Raw genomic sequence first — 17402 nt, 5'->3', positions numbered from 1 at the left:
CCGTGTGTCTTTCTGGTACCTCTGGTTACGGAAAAGGCGCACGGGGCTTATTGTTCTGCCATGGCAAAGCTCACAGTGAAAATCGACGTTCCGCTTCCTCCTCAAGAAGTGTGGGACAAGGCCTCCGATCTCAGCGGCTACGAAAACTGGCTCGTGGTTCACGACGGATGGCGCAGTGAACTTCCCGAGCAATTGGGTGTCGGCACCGAGATCAGCTCGGTCGTGACCGTGAAAGGCCTGCGCAACCGCGTTCGGTGGACCATCAAGAAGTACGACGTCCCGAAGGCGATCTCGCTCAAGGGAGACGGCAAGGGCGGGGTCAAGCTCGGTCTCGAACTCGACGTGAAGGCAAAGGGTGACGGATCGGAACTCGCGCTGACAGTCGAGTTGGGCGGCGCGCCCTTGTTCGGCCCGATCGGTTCGAGTGTGGCGCGGGCGCTCAAAGGCGATGTGGAGAAGTCACTGGCCCAGTTTGTCCAGATCTACACCTAGGTTGTAGAGATTTCCACATATAGCTACTTCACCGCTAACATGAGTTAGGATTCTTTTCGGCGGGATAAACCGGGCATCGGTTGGTTATTGATGCGGGTCCCGCCGGAAAGGATTCGATCAATGTCGTCTCGTCATGGGTACGGCGCACCACCTGCGTCCATGCCTCGATCCGTGCAGGTTCTGATCGGACTCTTGGCGGTAGTTGCAGTCGGTGGAACCGCAGCATTCGCCGTGACGTTCAAAAGCGTCAGCGACAAGGGAGAACTCGGTGCGGGCGCCGCTGCAGCTGCGACGGCAACCAACTGTGACAACCCGGAAACCGTGACCGTGGCGGCCGATCCGTCGATCGCCTCGGGACTCGAGGCTGTCGCCGCTGCCATCCCCGCCGCGGATCTCGGATGCAGCTCGCTCAGCGTGAGGCCGCAAGATCCCGTGCTCACCGTCGCGGCGATCGCCGACGGTACAGCGCCCGCACTGTGGATCCCTGATTCGAGCGAATGGCTGGACAAGGTTTCGGCGAGCGGGCAGGAGATTCGCCGGATCAGTAACTCGGTCGCCTCCACCCCGGTTGTCGCCGTCCATGCGCCGGATGCCGAGGCACCCGGCGCATGGACGGATGTCCTCGGCGCTCCATCGCTGCACATCGGCGATCCCCTGACCAGTGCCGTCTCCAGCGCGCCGATCGTGGCGGCCTTTGCCGAGACCCAGTCGCGGGGCGGGGACCTCACATCCATCTCGGCAGCCCTGGTCCCGGTAGCACAAGCGCAGTACGGAAATCTGAAGGAAACCGGTTCGACCGGGCGCATCCAAACCGTGGACGCGTCCGGTGGAACCGCGGTGACTACCGAGCAGACCTTCGAGGCTTATCTCGCCGCACATGCGGACAGTCGACTCACCGCGTCGGTACCGTCGTCCGGTTCGGTCTTCATGGACTACCCGTTGGCAAGCGTGGGTGCAGACTCGTCGGCGGCGGACGACGCCGGCAAACTGCTGGCGGCAGCGCTGGCATCGGACACCGGACGTTCCGTACTTGCCGGCCTCGGGTTCCGCGGCGCGGATCAGGCCCCACCGGTAGCCGGTGGAGTGGGAAAGGTTGGCTCGCTGGTGCCGTCCGATCCGTCCGTGGTCACCAAAGCGCTTGCGCGGTACGAGATTCTGTCCAGGCCTTCCCGCGCGCTGGCAGTTGTCGACGTCTCGGGGTCCATGGACTACATGCAGGACGGGGTCACTCGAATGGCCGCGACGGCGCAGGCCGGTGACATCGCGATCCGAATGTTTCCTGCCAACGCACAATTGGGTCTCTGGGCGTTCTCCGTAGACCTCGGTGACGGGACGGACTACCGCGAACTCGAACCTGTCGCCCGTATGGATGCAACTGAAGGTGGCACGGATCATCGGAGCAAACTGCTGTCTCGGATCGACAACCTCTCTTCGATCGTCGGCGGCGGAACAGGTTTGTACGACAGCGTTCTCGCCGCGTATCGGTCCATGCAACAGTCCTACGATCCGGCCTCGATCAATTCGGTGATTCTGCTTACCGACGGTGCCAACGACGATCCGTCGGGTATCGCCCTGCAGGAACTTCTCGACACCCTGACTCGCGAGCAGGACCCGACGCGGCCGGTACCGATCATCACCATCGGTGTCACCGATGATGCCGATACCGATGTGCTCGAGCAGATTTCGACTCTCACCGGCGGTAACAGTCACTTCGCTCCGACACCGGCAGACATCCCGAAGGTCTTCGTCGGCGCGATCAGTGGGCGCGCCGGCTGAACTACTCGAGAACGGGTGCGTCGGCGCTGTCGGTAATCCATTCGGTTGCGAGCTTCTCGAGGGTTCCGTCGGCGTAGAGCGCATCGACTGCCGCGGAGACGCACTCGGTCAGCGGACTGTTCTTCTCGAGCACCAAACCGAAGAATTCGGTGACTGCGTTGGGCCGCGGAAACTGACCCACGATGACCGACCCGGGCAGTTCGTTCTCGGTGATGTGGAATCCGGTCGGGATGTCGACGACCAATGCGTCGATCTCGCCCGCGGCCAGCGCAGCTTTCGCGTCGTCCGTGGTCGCGAACTCGCGTGGCGCAGTGGTCGGAACAATCGTGTCGGTGATCGCCGCGAGGCTGGTGGAACCGGTCTGAGCGCCCAAACGGTAGCCGGCCAGATCCGCAAGATTCTTTGCACCGGCGGCCTTGCTTCCGCGTGAGGCGATCACCGACTGCGCCACTGCGTAATACGGCGAGCTGAAGTCGACGTTCGCGCGGCGATCCCCGGAAATCGTGAACTGATTGACGTCGAAGTCGAAATCCTTGGGGCCTGGTTTCAATGCGTCGTTGAAGGCGACAGTGGTGAAGCGAACCTGGTCGGTGTTGTACCCGAGCTTGTCGACGACCGCCCGGGCCACCGCACCCTCGAGGCCTTTGCCGTTCGACGGATCGTTGTCGACGAACCACGGCGCGTACGCCGGTGAGTCAGTGGCGATGGTCAGGACACCGTCTTCGAGGGTGGTCCCGCTCTGGGGTCCGCACTTGTCCACTGCGGTCGTCGAGGGAAGTTTGGTGAACGCCTCGGGAACCGTGGTGGTGGTATCTGCTGCCGCAGGTGCCTCCGGCTGCGACGAACACGAGCCCAACAAGATCGAGGAAGCGAAGATCGCGGTCACGGCAACTGCGCGTCGTGTCATAGGCACTAGGCCATCTTGCCTGTTTGTCCGGTCTGGACGTGACGGGGGTCTCGTGTGAGCGGAGTTCACGCAGCTGAGCGTCGCAGTGCAAGGCGCTCCGACGGTGTCGTCCCACCCCAGACTCCGTGCGGTTCAGCGGTCTCGAGTGCAAAGGTCAGGCAGTCCCGAATGACCGGGCAGCGGAAGCACACCTGCTTCGCGGAACTCTCCCGTGCAGCCCGATTGCGTCCGCGCTCTTCACCCGGCGAATAGAACACCGCCGGGTCCACTGTTTTACAGGTGGCGAACATCCGCCAGTTGTTGTCCACCAACGGCTCCACGGAACTGCGAACTGTCATCGTGGTCTCCTCTCCCATCGAGAATCCAGTCTTGCCCGTGGCCTGGCGCAGCGGCAGGTTTCCGATCCATCAGATTTCTACTGCCAGACGCAGCGCTATCCAGCACAATGAGGAAATGGCAACGACGGATCGGGGTCAGATCACTCTCGACGGCACAACCGTGTCCGTGACCAATCTGGGCAAGATCCTCTACCCCGAGAGCGGCACCACGAAGGCCGAAGTCATCGACTACTACACCCGTATCGCCGCAGTCATGCTTCCGCATGTCGTCGGTAGACCTGGTACTCGTAAGCGTTGGCCCAACGGTGTGGACGGTCAGTCCTTCTTCGAGAAGAACCTGGCGTCGTCTGCCCCTCAGTGGCTCACGCGTGCGTCGCTGCAACATTCTGATCGCGTCGTCACTTACCCGATTTTCGATTCCGTTGCATCCCTGGCGTGGCTGGGGCAACAGGCGGCACTCGAATTACACGTTCCCCAATGGCGATTCGACGGTTCCGAGCGTGGTCCGGCGACACGACTGGTATTCGATCTCGACCCGGGTGAGGGTGTCGGATTGACCGAGTGCGCCGAGGTGGCGAGGTCGATTCGAGATCTGGTCGCAACTCTGGGGTGGACGGCCTATCCGGTAACCAGTGGTAGCAAGGGAATCCACCTCTACGTTCCATTGGATCGAGCGTTGGACGGCAGTGGTGCGTCGACTGTCGCCAAGCAGATCGCCACCGGGCTCGAGAAGCTTCACCCGGATCTCGTCACCGCGACGATGGCGCGAAATGTCCGGGCAGGCAAGATCTTCGTTGACTGGAGTCAGAACAACGCAGCCAAGACCACCATTGCGCCGTATTCGATGCGCGGTCGCGATCAACCCTATGTTGCCGCGCCGCGCAGTTGGGACGAACTCGACGATCCGAAACTGCGTCACCTGCTGTTCGACGAGGTTCTGGAGCGCGTCGAATCCGACGGTGATCTGCTGGGCGATCTGGATCCGCCGGTCTCGGCGTCTGTAGCCGATACGTTGACGCACTACCGCAACAAGAGGTCGGCCGACCGGACTCCGGAGCCGATCCCTGCTGCAGTGGACAAGGAGACAGCGGGCAATACCTTTGTGATTCAAGAACATCACGCCAGACGATTGCATTACGACGTTCGTCTCGAGCGGGATGGTGTGCTTGTGTCCTGGGCAGTCCCGAAGGGTGTGCCGACCAGTGCCGGAGAAAATCGGTTGGCCGTGCACACCGAGGATCATCCGCTCGAATACGCCACATTCTCGGGCACGATTCCGAAGGGGGAGTACGGCGGCGGTTCGATGACGATCTGGGATTCCGGGACGTACGAGACCGAGAAGTGGCGTGAAGACGAGGTGATCGTGCGCTTGAGTGGGGAGCGGGTGCAGGGACGCTTCGCGCTGATCCGGACAAAGGGTGATCAGTGGTTGATGCATCTGATGAAGGATCAGAACGCGAGTTTCGGAACGGAGTTTCCCAAGAATCTCGAGCCGATGCTTGCCACCGCTGGAACGCTCGAAGGTCTCGACCCGCAGGAGTGGGCCTTCGAAGGAAAGTGGGACGGGATTCGAGTGATTCTCGAATATCATTCGGGCACAATGTCGCTTCGCAGTCGCGCGGGTAACGACAAGACCCGGGACTATCCAGCTCTTGCCGGGTTGGCCGAGGTGCTGGACGGTCATGACGTGGTTCTCGACGGTGAGGTGGTGGCGTACAACGACGCGGGAGTTACAGATTTCGGCCTCCTCCAGCGAGGTGGGGAACCGGTGTTCCTGGCCTTCGATCTTCTGTACCTCGACGGAGTGTCTTTGCTGCGGAAGTCCTATTCGGATCGCCGCACCGTGTTGAATGCGTTGGCGGACAAGGTCGGTGAGCTCGAGGTACCACCGCAGATCGAGGGCACGGCGGAGAACGCGTTGGAGGTGAGTACCGATGCCGGGTGGGAAGGGGTTGTCGCCAAACGTCGTGCATCGGTGTACCTTCCGGGGCGGCGTGGGTCGAGTTGGATCAAGGTGAAGAACTGGCGCACCCAAGAGGTGGTGATCGGTGGGTGGCGCACCGGGCAGGGCAATCGAGCGCAGGGGATCGGGGCGCTGCTCATGGGAATTCCGGGTGAGGATGGATTGACCTACGTGGGGCGCGTCGGTACCGGCTTCAGTGATCGTGAATTGGAGTCACTGCTTGCGTTGCTGGAACCGTTGCGTCAGAAGGAAAGTCCGTTCGAGGAGGAACTTCCAGCAGATGACCGCAAGGGTGCGGTGTGGGTGAGGCCTGAACTCGTCGGTGAGGCGCGGTTCATGGATTGGACGGGGACCGGACGCCTTCGCCATCCGAGTTGGCGGGGTCTGCGGGAGGACAAGAAGCCGGGCGATGTCACAGGGCGAGAATAGGTTGCGTCGACGACGGCCCGGCTAGGTCTGATCCAGCATCGTGAGATAGGCATCGAGCTGAGCCGCGCCGGCGAGAAGGTTGCGACTGCGTGTGGCCAGCCGGTCTTGCCAGGATTCGAGGAACGCTGCCAATGAGTCCGCTCCGCCGGCCTCGCGCAGCGAATCGAGAAACTGGGCGACTTGCGACAGTCGGTAGCCGCCGCGCCGCAGCTGCCGCGCGATCTCGGCGTCGCGCACACACTCCGGACCGTATTCGCGATAACCCGTTGCTCGTTCGCGCTCGGGGTGCAGGATGCCGTGCTCTTCCCACGTGCGCAGTGTCGCCGGGTGAACGCCGAGACGGCGCGCGAGCTCACCCACTGTCAGCGCTGGACCGTGGACCAGCGCCGGTGCCATGGTGGACAGAGTCCCCAGCGTTGCGGCTACCTCGGTGCGAGTTCCTCGCTCGGCGAGCAGTGTCACGTGTGCACTGTCGATCAGGCGGTAGGCGGACTCGGTGTCGCCCTGGTTGGTCGCACGCATGATTTCCGTGGCCCGCTGGTGGCCGTGACCGCCGCGCAATGCGAGGAAAGTTCGCAGGGCCTGCGCGTGCACTGGGGTGTATCGCCGGTAGCCGGCGTTGCTGCGATCGGTCGGAGGAAGGACGCCGGCGTCGTCGTAATTGCGGATCGCCTGTGCGGACAACCGGTGTTCACGGGCAAGGTCGATGGGCCGCACTGATCACCTCCGATTGAGGCTTTTCACGGTATACCCCAGGTAATTGTTGTAAAAGTTTCACCCGAATCTTCAACGATACTGTCGAAGGCAGTCCACCTTCGAAAGGGATGATCATGTCCACTGCCCCAGCGCTGAGTGAGCTCGGCCGCCAACTCGAAGACGCGGCAAGTCTTGGTCGTGCCGTCGACGAAGTGCTCGCAGCACGAACCGAGGTGCCGGCTCTGCTCGCTCTCGGCGAGCCGACTCATGGGATCAAGGCTTTTCCGTTGCTGCGCAACGAACTTCTCGGCCAACTGGTCGAACGAGGATATCGGTCGATCGTGCTCGAAACAGATGTCTTTGCGGCATTGCTTGTCGACGAGTACGTGAACGGGGGAGAGGCGGACATCGAGAAGGTGCTCGCCACAGGCTTCAGCCACGGATTCGGTGCGGTACCGGGAAACCGCGAACTCGTCGAATGGCTACGCGAGTACAACGACGGCCGCGCTCCGGCTGACCGAGTTCGCTTCTACGGCTTCGACGCTCCGGTGGAGTACTCCGGTGCACCGAGCCCGCGCCGCGCACTGTCTGCGGCAGGTGACTTCCTGCCCGCCGCGTTGCGGCCACAATCTCTCGACGACGCCGACCTTTTACTGGGGCAGGACGCCGACTGGACCAACCCGGCGGCGATGTTCGATCCGGCTGCGTCCGTCGGCAACTCCGATCATGCTCGCGCTCTGCGCATCATTGCGGACGACCTCGGCAGCGTCCTGCGGCGCGCCGCACCAGTGCTGCGACCCGTCGACCCGGCCGGGTACGATCTGGCCCTTGCACATTCACGCACCGCTCTGGGGCTCTTGCGCTATCACTCCGCGATGGCGAGTTCCGCTCCTGATCGCATTGGAACACTGCTCAGTCTGCGTGCCGAGATGATGGCCGAGAACCTGCTGGCCCTCGTCGCCCAGGAGCAGCGACGCGGGCCTAGCCTGCTGTTCGCACACAATGCCCATCTCTTGCGAGTGCCGTCCGACATGCCGGTCAACGGCAACGTGGTCAGTTGGGGGAGCGCCGGCTCACTTGTCGGACTTGTCCTCGGGGAGCGTTACGTATTTTTGGCAACCGACGCCAACCCCGACAGTGATCCGGGCACTCTGCAGGGAGCGTTGGCCGATGCGACCGGTCGGCGTGCCCTGTTCTCGACTCCGGCCCTGCGAGCCGCGCTCGGCCCGTCGATCACCGCGGGAGAAGCGATCCTGCCAGGGCATCTGCCGCTGAAACCGTCGGAGTTGGACGGCGCCGACGCGGTCATCTTCGTCGCGGATACCGACGGGCAGCGTCATCAGTACTGGTAACAGCGTCAGGGGCAGAGCGCGTGCGAGAGTATCGCGACGGTGTCCGGCTGGTCCTTCGGCGTCGACGTCAGCGTCACGGTGAACGCACGATCCGGCGTCGCACCGGACAGCGTGTAGTACCCGTAGATCCCACCGCTGTGGCCGGTATAGGTGACGCCGCAGGGAAGTTCGGTGGCGCCGACCTGAGGGGTGGTCATCTCGGCAAGCTGCTCGGCCGGCACCACCTGCCCGTCGAGTAGCGCGCGCCAGAAGGCGTTCAGGTCTGTGCCCGTCGAGACCATCGCTCCGGCAGACCAGGGGATCGACGGTTCCGTGCGGGAAACATCGGTCAGGCCACCATCGAGATCCTGATAGCCCGTCAGGTGATCGCCCCTGATATCGCGCTCACCGGCCGCCGGGAGGTACGTGTCTTCCAGGTCCAGCGGGTCGAGTATCCGAGACTGAAGTTCGTCGGCGTAGCTGCGGCCGGTCACCGATTCGACGAGCATTCCGAGAACGATGTAGTTGGTGTTGGTGTAGACGAACGACGTTCCGGGGACGAATTGCGCCGGTTTGCCGAGGGCGATGGCGACCGCGGCGGACGGCGTCAGCGTTCGGTCCTCGTTTGCGGCAATCCATTCGTCGGCGCCGGGTTCTCCGGCGAACTCTGGTAGGCCGCTGCGATGTTGCAGCAGTTGCCGCACGGTGATTGCGCTACCGTCTGTGCCACTGCCGTCCATGTCACTGCCGTGCAGTAGGCCCGGGAGGTACTGCTCGATCGGTGCGTCGAGGTCGACCTTGCCTTCGGCGACCAATTGCAGAACGAGCGAAGCGGTGAATGTCTTTGTCACACTTCCGATCCGGACCCGATCATTCTTGCCGATCGAATCGCCGTTGGTCCGATTGGGTACGCCGCTGGTCATGACAGCCGTCGTGGTGCCGTCGTCGAGTGTTGCGATCGACCCGACGACACCCGACCTGGTGAGTCCGTCGAGATCCGATTGAATCTCCACTGCGCGCTGGAGCGTCGAGCAACCGATCAGCGCCGTGGTGGCTCCGATGATGACCGCGGCGACAAGGAGGTATGAGCGCATGATTTCGAATCTAGGGATCCGCCGGCTCCGACGGATCCAGGAAATCCCCGATCATTCCCTGATCTTTGCCAGGCCGGGACGTAAGGCCTGTTTGTCGAAAACCGACAAATGGGATCAATGATTCCTGTCCGAACACCACGTCTACGCCGTTAACATCCGAACGAAGTGTTTGTTTTCACGTGTCTTACCAGTTCACGGCTATCGAGGTGTGCTGCCGCGCGCCGAAACGACTCCCACGAAGGACGGATGCATGAAGAAGTCGACACTCCGCACGGGAACGGTCGCTGCTCTGCTGACCGGAAGTGTCCTGTTGCTCTCCGCTGCCCCCGCCTCGGCCGATCCGGGAAGCCTCGGCAGCGGCGGCAGTAGCGGGAGCTCCGGCAGCCTGGGAAGCGCAGGAAGCATCAGCAGTGGATCAGCCGCCCTCCCCATCCCGAGTCCGGCAGGCCTGATCGCGCTGGCAGCAGCGAGCACTCAGACCGGAAAGCCCTACCAATGGGGTGGAGTCGGGCCGAATTCGTGGGACTGCTCCGGGCTGGTGCAATGGGCGTTTCGGCAGGCAGGAGTGAATCTGCCACGGACCAGCCAACAGCAAGCCAACGTCGGACAGCCGGTTCCTCGGTGGGCCCTCGCGCCCGGCGATGTCATCACCTTCTACCCCGGTGCGACGCACGTCGGCATCTACGCCGGATTCGGAATGGTGTTCAACGCCTACGGAGTTGGTGTTCCGACCGGACTGACGCCGCTGGCGGATCTGCCGATCAACAACATCCGCAGGTTCTAGAACCTGCACAGAACCTTCACAAGTCCTCCCAGGTTCATCCACGAGGGCCGAATACAGTCAGTTCCATGAGTCAGCGAAGAGTGCTCGTGGTCGACGACGAGGTCAGTATCTGCGAGTCCATCGCAGCGAGGCTGCGTGCCGAGGGCTACGACGTCGAGTTGGCATTCGACGGCCCCAGCGCTGTGACCCGCTGCGAGCAGATGGATGCCGACCTAGTGGTGCTCGACGTGATGATGCCGGGATTCGACGGCCTCGAAGTTTGCCGCCGCATCCAGGCCGTGCGCCCCGTGCCCGTGCTGATGTTGACCGCTCGTGCCGATGAAACCGACATGCTGATCGGTCTCGGCGTCGGGGCCGACGATTATCTGAGCAAGCCGTTCAGCATGCGTGTCCTCGTCGCCCGTGTTCAGGCATTGCTTCGGCGCGCTGATCGTGCGGAGCACGCTGCTCGCCCGGTGGCCGACTTGCTCGAGTTCGGCGACGTCGTGATCGACCTGACCGAACGTCGAGTGCGTCGTGATACGCAGGAAGTCCACCTGACTCGCACCGAATTCGATCTCATCGCCTACCTGGCGGAGCGGCCGCGAGCGGCGATCCCGCGGGAGTCGCTGCTCGAGGAGATCTGGGGCTGGGGTGAGGGAGCGGGTAGTCGGACCGTCGACAGCCACGTCAAGGCTCTACGACGCAAGCTCGGACCTTCCGTGATCCGGACCGTTCACGGCGTCGGGTACGCCTGGGACGTGCCGCGATGAGCGGCGTCGACCGACTCTTTGCACGGTGGCCGCGGCCGCTGGACCCGATGCGATCGTTCAAAGTGAAGGTCGGCCTCCTAGTTGTCGCAGCGCTGTTGTTCGCCGCGGGCGGTTTCTGGCTGACGTCGCAACAACCGTTTCGTTTTGCTCTCCTGACGGCGCTGGTTGTCGCTCTCGGAGTTACACAAGTGCTCGCACACGGAATGACGTCACCGCTTCGCGAGATGACGGCCGCTGCGAAGGCGATGGCGCGCGGCGATTATTCGCGGCGGGTACGAGCGACTTCCCGCGACGAGGTAGGCGAACTCGCCCATGCGTTCAATCGGATGGCCGAGGACCTCGGGGCCGACGACCGGTACCGCCGCGAGTTGATCGGCAACGTCTCCCACGAATTACGGACGCCCATCACCGCTTTGCAAGCCATGCTCGAAAACGTTGTCGACGGTGTCGAAGAACCGGATCCGGCGATGATGAAATCGGCGTTGCGGCAGACGGAACGACTGGGAGCGCTGGTGGCCGACCTTCTCGACCTCTCGAAACTCGAGGGCGGCGCTATGCCGTTGAAGCGCCGCCGTTTCGAGGTCGAGCCGTTCCTACGTGAGCTGTCGAGTGTGAGTGCGGGCGACATCGAGATAGACGTCAAGCCTCCGAAATTGTCCGTGGTAGCCGATCCGGATCGCCTCCATCAGGTGGTGACCAACCTGGTGGACAACGCGGTTCAGCACGGGAACGTCGACACGAAAGTTGTCATCCGAGTACGTACCGGCAGTGCAGGGGAGTTGGTGCTCGATGTCCACGACGACGGCCCCGGCATCGAGCCACAAGCCCGTGAGCGAGTGTTCGACCGCTTCATCCGCGGCGGATCGACCGACGGGGGTACCGGGCTCGGCCTCGCGATCGCGAAGTGGGCGGTCGAATTACATGATGGCAGGATCGCCGTCGTCGATGCCCCGTCGGGCTGCTGCATTCGAGTAGTGCTGCCGCAGAGCTGAATCAAAGTTTCCAACGAGATCGAGAGATCTCGCGATGGCGCATGCCTTCATCAGGCATTCGCCCGTAGTTCCGAACCCGAAATTTGAACCCGAAACATGGGAGATCACATGAGCGCTCCAATAGTCATTCCGCCGAAAGCGCCGATACCGGTTGCAAAACCCAAGCGACCCAGCCAGTTCTGGCGTCCCGATCGCTCGTCGATGGCCACCCGCTCGATGCTCGTCGGCGCGAGCGGCGTTGGGGCGCTGGCGGCCCTGATCCTCGATCCAGGGTTCGTGAGTATCGCGTACGTGATCGTCGGTGTCGGCGTGGTGATCGTGTTCGGGATTCTGACGCCGCCGCGGATGTCTACGACGCAGTGGGCCGCCGCGATGGGGATGCTCGCACTTCTGGGCGTTGCCGCCGTTCGGGGTGCGGAGTGGTTGGTGTTCCTCTGCGTCGTAGCTGCGTGGGTTCTGTTCACGTGGACTCTGATCGGCGGGCGGACGTGGACCGGAATACTTCTGGGAACGGTCGCTCCCTGGCGGGCACCCCACCGTACGGTCAACTTCGTTCGTCGTCGAAAACTTGCTACCCGCTCCGCTCCGCGGGTGCCGGCGGCGCGAGTTGTCGTCGTGAGCGCAGTGTCGATTCTTCTCCTGCTGATTTTCGGATCTTTGTTCGTGAGTGCGGATCCGGAGTTCGCGAAGATCTTCGGCGGCTTCGCTCCTGCCATCTCGGTGTCGAACCCGGGAGCACGGATCTTTGCCGGCGTCGTGATGGCGTTCGGCACGCTGGTTGCGGTGTACCTGCGTCGCAGAACGCCGACGGTGGACGCGTTTGCACCTGCGCCGGCGACGCCGTTGCCGATGTGGGAGTGGGCGGTCCCGCTCGGAGTGCTCAACGTGCTGTTCCTCGGTTTTGTTGCAGTACAGACGAAGACGCTGTTCGGGGGAGACGAGCACGTACAGGTGACCGACGGACTGACCTACGCGGACTACGCGCGTGAGGGTTTCTGGCAGCTCATGGCGGTTACCGTGCTGACGCTGCTCGTCATCGCCGTCGCAGTGCGGTACATCGACCGCCGCGACGCTGGATCGAGGCGTCTTGCCCGCGGACTGTTGGGTGCACTGTGCCTCTTCAGTCTGGTGATCGTGGCATCCGCTGTGCACCGGATGTGGTTGTACGAGAATCAGTACGGTTTCACGGTGCTCCGGGTCAGCGTCTTCGCGACAGAGCTGCTTCTGGGCTTCGTGTTCGTGTTGTTGCTCGTCGCAGGTATTCGGATGTCCGGGAAGTGGCTGCCCACAGCCGTTCTCGCCACTTCGGCCGTCGCGCTGCTGGCCTTCGCGGTGTTCAACCCCGATGCGTACATCGCGCAAAAGAACGTGGAGCGGTTCGAGGGCGGCAAGAGCATCGACGTTTCCTACTTGCACGGGCTCTCTGTCGACGCGGTACCTGCCTTGGATCGTATACCGGAACCGCAGCGTTCATGTGCCTTGAGCAGATATCGATTCGGAGTGCCGGGTACCACTGCGCCCTGGGAGTTCAACGCTGCGCGTGAGAAGGCGCGCGACATCCTGGAAGCTCGCCCGGTGGGGCCGTGCCTGCAGATGTACACGGTCGGATAGACGCAGGGCGATTGTGCAGCCGCACGGCAGATATCGCGCGCGGCTGCACAATCGGCGAGCGTCGCCTGTTCGATCAGTGCACGGCGAGTGAGATTTTCTCCCGTTCCTCCGCGGACACCACGTCGCGGGTGGAGCGCAAGTCGATCGTCACGCTGTTGAGTTTGCCGCCGTAGCGGAACGTGCCCTTGTCCGCTAACTCTTCCGCGACCGGGCTTCCCCGGTTGATGCCGACGTCGAGCTGTTCGTTCATGCTGAAGATCGCCCGAGTGGTCTTCTCGATCCGGCCCTCGGAGACCACCTCGCCGTCGACGCTCAGGGTGGCGGTTCCACCCTTGCCGATTCCGCCGCCGTCGTACTCGAAGTGGACGGACACCTCGCGCGCATCGGGTGCCAGCGGGTTGCGCCCACGCACGAAGGTCCGACCACCGCCGCTGAAGTTGTAGCAGTAGACGGGGACGGAATCGAGTATGTACAAAGCGAATCCGCCGAACCGGCCACCGAGGCTGACCAGCATGCCGTCGGCGACGCTACCCAGACTCGCGGTCAGCGTGTACGAGCGGTTGAAGAACGTCGGCGCGGCTTTCTCGACCAGACCGTTCATGTGTGGGTACAGCGTGAGGGTCTTGCGGCCCATCATCGGATGCGGGGGTCGTGATTCCGCGGTGGCGTGGCGACCGACCGTTCTGTCGTCCAGCGGCAACACCTGATATTTGGCCGCCTCGACGAGGAACTTTTCCTTGAGCCGGGCCAGGATCTCGGGATGCTCGTCCGCGAGATCGCGGGCCTGCGACCAGTCGACCGAGGTGTCGTACAGCTCCCAACGGTCTTCGCTCATCGGTGTGAGCTCGAGGCCGTGAGTGGCCATCAGCCAGGGTGCGCGGTGGGCCGTGACTGCGGTCCAACCGTGATCGTAGATTCCGCGGTTGCCGAAGATCTCGAAATACTGTGTGGTGTGGCGCTCTTCGGCGTCGGGCTCGGCGAAGGTGTAGTTCATCGCCACGCCTTCCATCGGTTTCTGGGTGACCCCGTCGACGCTGGTCGGTGCCGGAATGCCGGCAGCTTCCAGGATTGTCGGCGTGATGTCGACGCAGTGATGCCATTGCTCCCTGATGCCTGGCTTGTCGATCCCCTTGGGCCAGTGGGCGATCAGACCGTTTCGGGTACCGCCGTAGTGGGACGCAACCTGCTTGGCCCACTGGTACGGGGTGTCGAGAGCCAGAGCCCACGACGCCGGATAGTGCGGGTAGCTGGTTTCGGTCCCCAATTCGTCGTAGCGCGCCAGTACGTCGGATGTCGCACTCTTGTAACCGTTGAGGCCGGCGAGGTAGTTGAACGAGCCCTCCATGCCGCCCTCGGCGGAGGCGCCGTTGTCACCCATCATGTAGAGCACCAGAGTGTTGTCGAGTACACCCATTTCCTGCAACCGGTCGACGAGCCTGCCTACCTCGTCGTCGGTGTGCTCGAGAAATGCCGCGTACAACTCCATCAAACGGGCCGAGACCTTCTTCTGGTCGTCGTCGAGTTCGTCCCAGTGTGGGAGCCCCGGAGCCCACGGGGCCAACTCGGTGTCAGGAGCGACGACGCCCAGTTCCTTCTGCTTGTGGAGGGTGATCTCACGTTGGCGATCCCACCCGTGATCGAATTCGCCGACGTACTTGTCCAGGTAGCGGTCCGGGACCTGAAGTGGAGCGTGGCACGCGCCGAAGGGGAGGTAGCAGAACCACGGCTTGTCCGGGTCCATCGTGTTGACGCCCTCGACCCATTCGATCGCGTGGTCGACGAGATCTTCGGACAGGTGGTAACCCTCCTGTGGCGTCTTGGGTAAGTCGACCATCGTGAAGTCCTCGTAGAGAACCGGGGTGAACTGATCGGACTCGGCACCGAGAAAACCGTAGAATTTGTCGAAACCCTCACGGACCGGCCACCGATCGAACGGCCCGGCAGCGGTGGTCTCCCACGTCGGGGTCTGGTGCATCTTGCCGAAAGCGCCCGTCGCATAGCCGTTTCCCTGCAGGACGCGTGCGACCGTGGCGGCAGAGGCGGGGCGGGTCCCGTTGTATCCCGGTGCCGCGTTGGCCATTTCGGAGATGACACCCATACCGACACTGTGGTGGTTGCGCCCGGTCAGTGTGGCGGCACGCGTCGGCGAGCACAGAGCCGTGGTGTGGAATCGGCTGTATTTCACGCCGGTTTCGGCCAAACGCTCGGCGGTGGGGGTGCGGCACGGGCCACCGAACGCGGAGGGTGCGCCGAATCCGACGTCGTCGATCATGATCAGCAGCACGTTCGGGGCCCCGGCCGGCGGGCGAAGCGGTTCCGGGCGGGTGTACGGGGGATTCTGATCGGGGTAGTACACGGCGGCCGCGACGTTCGGCGTCTCGGGAATGATCGGGATGGAATGGCGATTCACCAGCAGGCTCCTTGGCGTATGCAAAACCGGGTCGATTAAGCAGTCGTCTTAATCTGGAGCGTAACGGTCACGACTTCACTAGCAGTCTCGGTCTCGCTGACTGGGACAATCACCCCTGTGAGTGGTTAAGGAGTCCCTGCACTCCCTAACCGCGCACAGGGGTGGGTCTTGCGGAATTAAGTCAGTGACTTATATGGTCGGTATATGCCCGCCTCGTTGGATGCCAAGAACGCCATGATCGCCGTCGCCGAGCGGATGTTCGCCGAGCACGGTATTCACGAAGTGTCCATGCGGGACGTGGCGACTGCGGCCGGGCAGCGCAACAACTCTGCAGTTCAGTATCACTTCGGTGGGCGAGACGGTCTGGTGCTGGCCGTATTCCGGCATCGGATGGATCAGATCAATGCAGCGCGACTGACGTATCTCGACGACGTCGACGCCAGTGGGCGGACCGATCTGGTCCGTGCTTTGGTCGAAGCCTTCCTGTACCCGCTGGCCGATTTCATGGCGACGGTCGACGGGTCCAACTATGCGCGGTTCATCGCGAGAATTTCACCGTCAGTGGATACACAGAGTGCTGAGTTTCGCGAGGTCAGTGAAGGAATCAACGAGGTTGTCGGCAGGTTGACGCGGGCATTGCCGCATCTGCCCCGCCGCGTCGCGGTTGAACGGATCGATCTGACGTTCAACATGAGCGTCTCTGCTCTGGCCATCTTCGAGCAGCGCCGCGAAGACGAAAACCCCGTTGTGCAGGCAGATTTCGATACGACGGTGGATCATCTGGTCGATCTCGCGGTAGGAGCACTGACCGCGCCCCAAAGCGCACACAAACGCACACGAGCAAAGCGGGTGCACGCGTCGACTGACGTGTGACCCCGCGACACGACACGACAGGACGGAGTCATTCGATGGCTACCCTTACATCATCACGAACAGTCCAAATCGGCAATCACACAATCGAATTCGGACCACGCGGAATGAGGCGCAATCCGGAAGGCGTTGAATCGAGGCCGTACGAGCGGTTCACTCTGACACCCGTCACACCGTTCATCGGTGCCGAGATCAGCGATATCGACTTGCGTGATCCGTCGGAGGAGCAGATCGAGGACGTGCGCCGGGCCCTCCTCGAATGGAAGGTCGTGTTCTTTCGGGACCAGCCGATTTCGAGCTTGAATCATCGTGACTTCGCGGCCCATTGGGGTGAACTCGAGGTTCATCCACTTCTCCCGCAGGGAGAGGTTCCGGCAGTCGTCAGATTCGAACGCGGAGAGGACAGTCCAGGAACCGAGAACATCTGGCACGTCGACGTCACCTGGACGAAGACGCCGCCGCTCGGTTCAGTACTTCGGGCGATCGACGTACCGCCTGCCGGTGGTGACACGCTCTGGGCCGATATGGGTAACGCCTTCGACTGCCTCCCCGACGAGATCAAGGACTTGATCGACGGCAAGGACGCCATCCACGATTTTGTACCGTCCTTCGGACGCGGCATGAGTCCGGAGAAGTTGGAGCAGATGAAGGAGCAGTACCCGCCGGTTCTGCATCCGATGGTGCGTAAGCATCCGGAGACCGGGCGTAAGACTCTGTTCGTCAACAGCCTCTTCACCACCCACATTCCGGATATGGATCCTGTCGAAGGCAACGATCTGCTCAACCTGCTGTTCGCGCAGGTCAAGGTCCCGGACTTCCAGTGCCGCTTCAAGTGGGCGCCGAATTCCATTGCCTTCTGGGACAACCGGGCCACCCAGCACTACGCTGCGAGCGACTACTTCCCTCATCGCCGCGTCATGGAGCGGGTGGCCATCCTGGGGGACCGGCCCTTCTGAT

Annotated in this window: 15 protein-coding genes; 10 read left to right on the top strand and 5 right to left on the bottom strand. The window is 62.7% G+C overall.

Annotated features, from left to right (window positions below; genetic code table 11):
- Positions 1 to 60: 60 nt before the first annotated feature.
- Both H7C86_RS01820 and H7C86_RS01815 read left to right on the top strand, forming a co-directional pair.
- The gene (locus tag H7C86_RS01820) at positions 61 to 492 is read left to right on the top strand and encodes an SRPBCC family protein (RefSeq protein ID WP_003939735.1); all 432 of its coding nucleotides are present in this window, start codon (positions 61 to 63) and stop codon (positions 490 to 492) included.
- Positions 493 to 612: 120 nt separating this feature from the next.
- Positions 613 to 2268, top strand: coding sequence for a substrate-binding domain-containing protein (locus H7C86_RS01815; RefSeq protein WP_182261000.1), 1656 nt, complete (start codon positions 613 to 615; stop codon positions 2266 to 2268).
- A 1-nt stretch (position 2269) separates the two neighbouring features.
- Here H7C86_RS01815 and H7C86_RS01810 read toward each other — a convergent pair whose 3' ends face one another.
- Together H7C86_RS01810 and H7C86_RS01805 are read right to left on the bottom strand one after the other, a co-directional pair.
- Positions 2270 to 3175 (bottom strand): transporter substrate-binding domain-containing protein, encoded by a 906-nt coding sequence (locus tag H7C86_RS01810; protein WP_020970424.1) that lies wholly within the window; start codon positions 3173 to 3175, stop codon positions 2270 to 2272.
- Between the two features lie 65 nt (positions 3176 to 3240).
- Complete coding sequence (locus tag H7C86_RS01805; RefSeq protein ID WP_019744832.1) at positions 3241 to 3513, bottom strand: WhiB family transcriptional regulator; 273 nt, start codon at positions 3511 to 3513, stop codon at positions 3241 to 3243.
- Positions 3514 to 3628: 115 nt separating this feature from the next.
- Between H7C86_RS01805 and H7C86_RS01800 the strand changes: the two genes are divergently transcribed.
- Positions 3629 to 5905 carry an ATP-dependent DNA ligase gene (locus tag H7C86_RS01800; protein ID WP_182260999.1) on the top strand — a complete coding sequence of 759 codons (2277 nt, stop codon included), beginning with the start codon at positions 3629 to 3631 and terminating at the stop codon, positions 5903 to 5905.
- 21 nt (positions 5906 to 5926) lie between these two features.
- Here the strand turns inward: H7C86_RS01800 and H7C86_RS01795 are convergent, their stop codons facing one another.
- Positions 5927 to 6622: a MerR family transcriptional regulator gene (locus tag H7C86_RS01795; RefSeq protein WP_182260998.1), complete on the bottom strand. Its 696-nt coding sequence runs from the start codon at positions 6620 to 6622 to the stop codon at positions 5927 to 5929.
- Positions 6623 to 6729: 107 nt separating this feature from the next.
- Between H7C86_RS01795 and H7C86_RS01790 the strand changes: the two genes are divergently transcribed.
- The gene (locus tag H7C86_RS01790) at positions 6730 to 7953 is read left to right on the top strand and encodes an erythromycin esterase family protein (RefSeq protein ID WP_182260997.1); all 1224 of its coding nucleotides are present in this window, start codon (positions 6730 to 6732) and stop codon (positions 7951 to 7953) included.
- A gap of 5 nt (positions 7954 to 7958) precedes the next feature.
- Here the strand turns inward: H7C86_RS01790 and H7C86_RS01785 are convergent, their stop codons facing one another.
- Positions 7959 to 9026, bottom strand: coding sequence for a serine hydrolase (locus H7C86_RS01785; protein WP_182260996.1), 1068 nt, complete (start codon positions 9024 to 9026; stop codon positions 7959 to 7961).
- 250 nt (positions 9027 to 9276) lie between these two features.
- Between H7C86_RS01785 and H7C86_RS01780 the strand changes: the two genes are divergently transcribed.
- From H7C86_RS01780 to H7C86_RS01765, 4 genes are all read left to right on the top strand, one after another.
- On the top strand, positions 9277 to 9810 hold the full coding sequence (locus tag H7C86_RS01780) for an NlpC/P60 family protein (RefSeq protein WP_029255974.1): 534 nt from the start codon (positions 9277 to 9279) through the stop codon (positions 9808 to 9810).
- A gap of 65 nt (positions 9811 to 9875) precedes the next feature.
- Positions 9876 to 10562: a response regulator transcription factor gene (locus H7C86_RS01775; RefSeq protein WP_020908708.1), complete on the top strand. Its 687-nt coding sequence runs from the start codon at positions 9876 to 9878 to the stop codon at positions 10560 to 10562.
- Positions 10559 to 11554 (top strand): HAMP domain-containing sensor histidine kinase, encoded by a 996-nt coding sequence (locus H7C86_RS01770; protein WP_020908707.1) that lies wholly within the window; start codon positions 10559 to 10561, stop codon positions 11552 to 11554. The genes H7C86_RS01775 and H7C86_RS01770 overlap by 4 nt, the downstream gene beginning before the upstream one ends.
- A 108-nt stretch (positions 11555 to 11662) precedes the next feature.
- Positions 11663 to 13165, top strand: coding sequence for a DUF4153 domain-containing protein (locus H7C86_RS01765; protein WP_259349018.1), 1503 nt, complete (start codon positions 11663 to 11665; stop codon positions 13163 to 13165).
- 73 nt (positions 13166 to 13238) lie between these two features.
- Here H7C86_RS01765 and H7C86_RS01760 read toward each other — a convergent pair whose 3' ends face one another.
- A complete protein-coding gene (locus H7C86_RS01760) occupies positions 13239 to 15575 on the bottom strand; it encodes an arylsulfatase (RefSeq protein WP_042952632.1) in 2337 nt (778 codons plus the stop codon).
- Between the two features lie 204 nt (positions 15576 to 15779).
- On the opposite strand from H7C86_RS01760, the gene H7C86_RS01755 reads away from it, so the two are divergent.
- Both H7C86_RS01755 and H7C86_RS01750 read left to right on the top strand, forming a co-directional pair.
- Positions 15780 to 16448: a TetR family transcriptional regulator gene (locus H7C86_RS01755; protein WP_021332258.1), complete on the top strand. Its 669-nt coding sequence runs from the start codon at positions 15780 to 15782 to the stop codon at positions 16446 to 16448.
- 35 nt (positions 16449 to 16483) lie between these two features.
- Complete coding sequence (locus H7C86_RS01750; protein WP_029255969.1) at positions 16484 to 17401, top strand: TauD/TfdA family dioxygenase; 918 nt, start codon at positions 16484 to 16486, stop codon at positions 17399 to 17401.
- The last annotated feature ends 1 nt before the right edge of the window (position 17402 follow it).

Source organism: Rhodococcus sp. UFZ-B548, from assembly GCF_903819475.1.
GTDB lineage: Bacteria > Actinomycetota > Actinomycetes > Mycobacteriales > Mycobacteriaceae > Rhodococcus_F > Rhodococcus_F erythropolis.
This window is presented reverse-complemented; position numbering and strand designations above follow the sequence as displayed.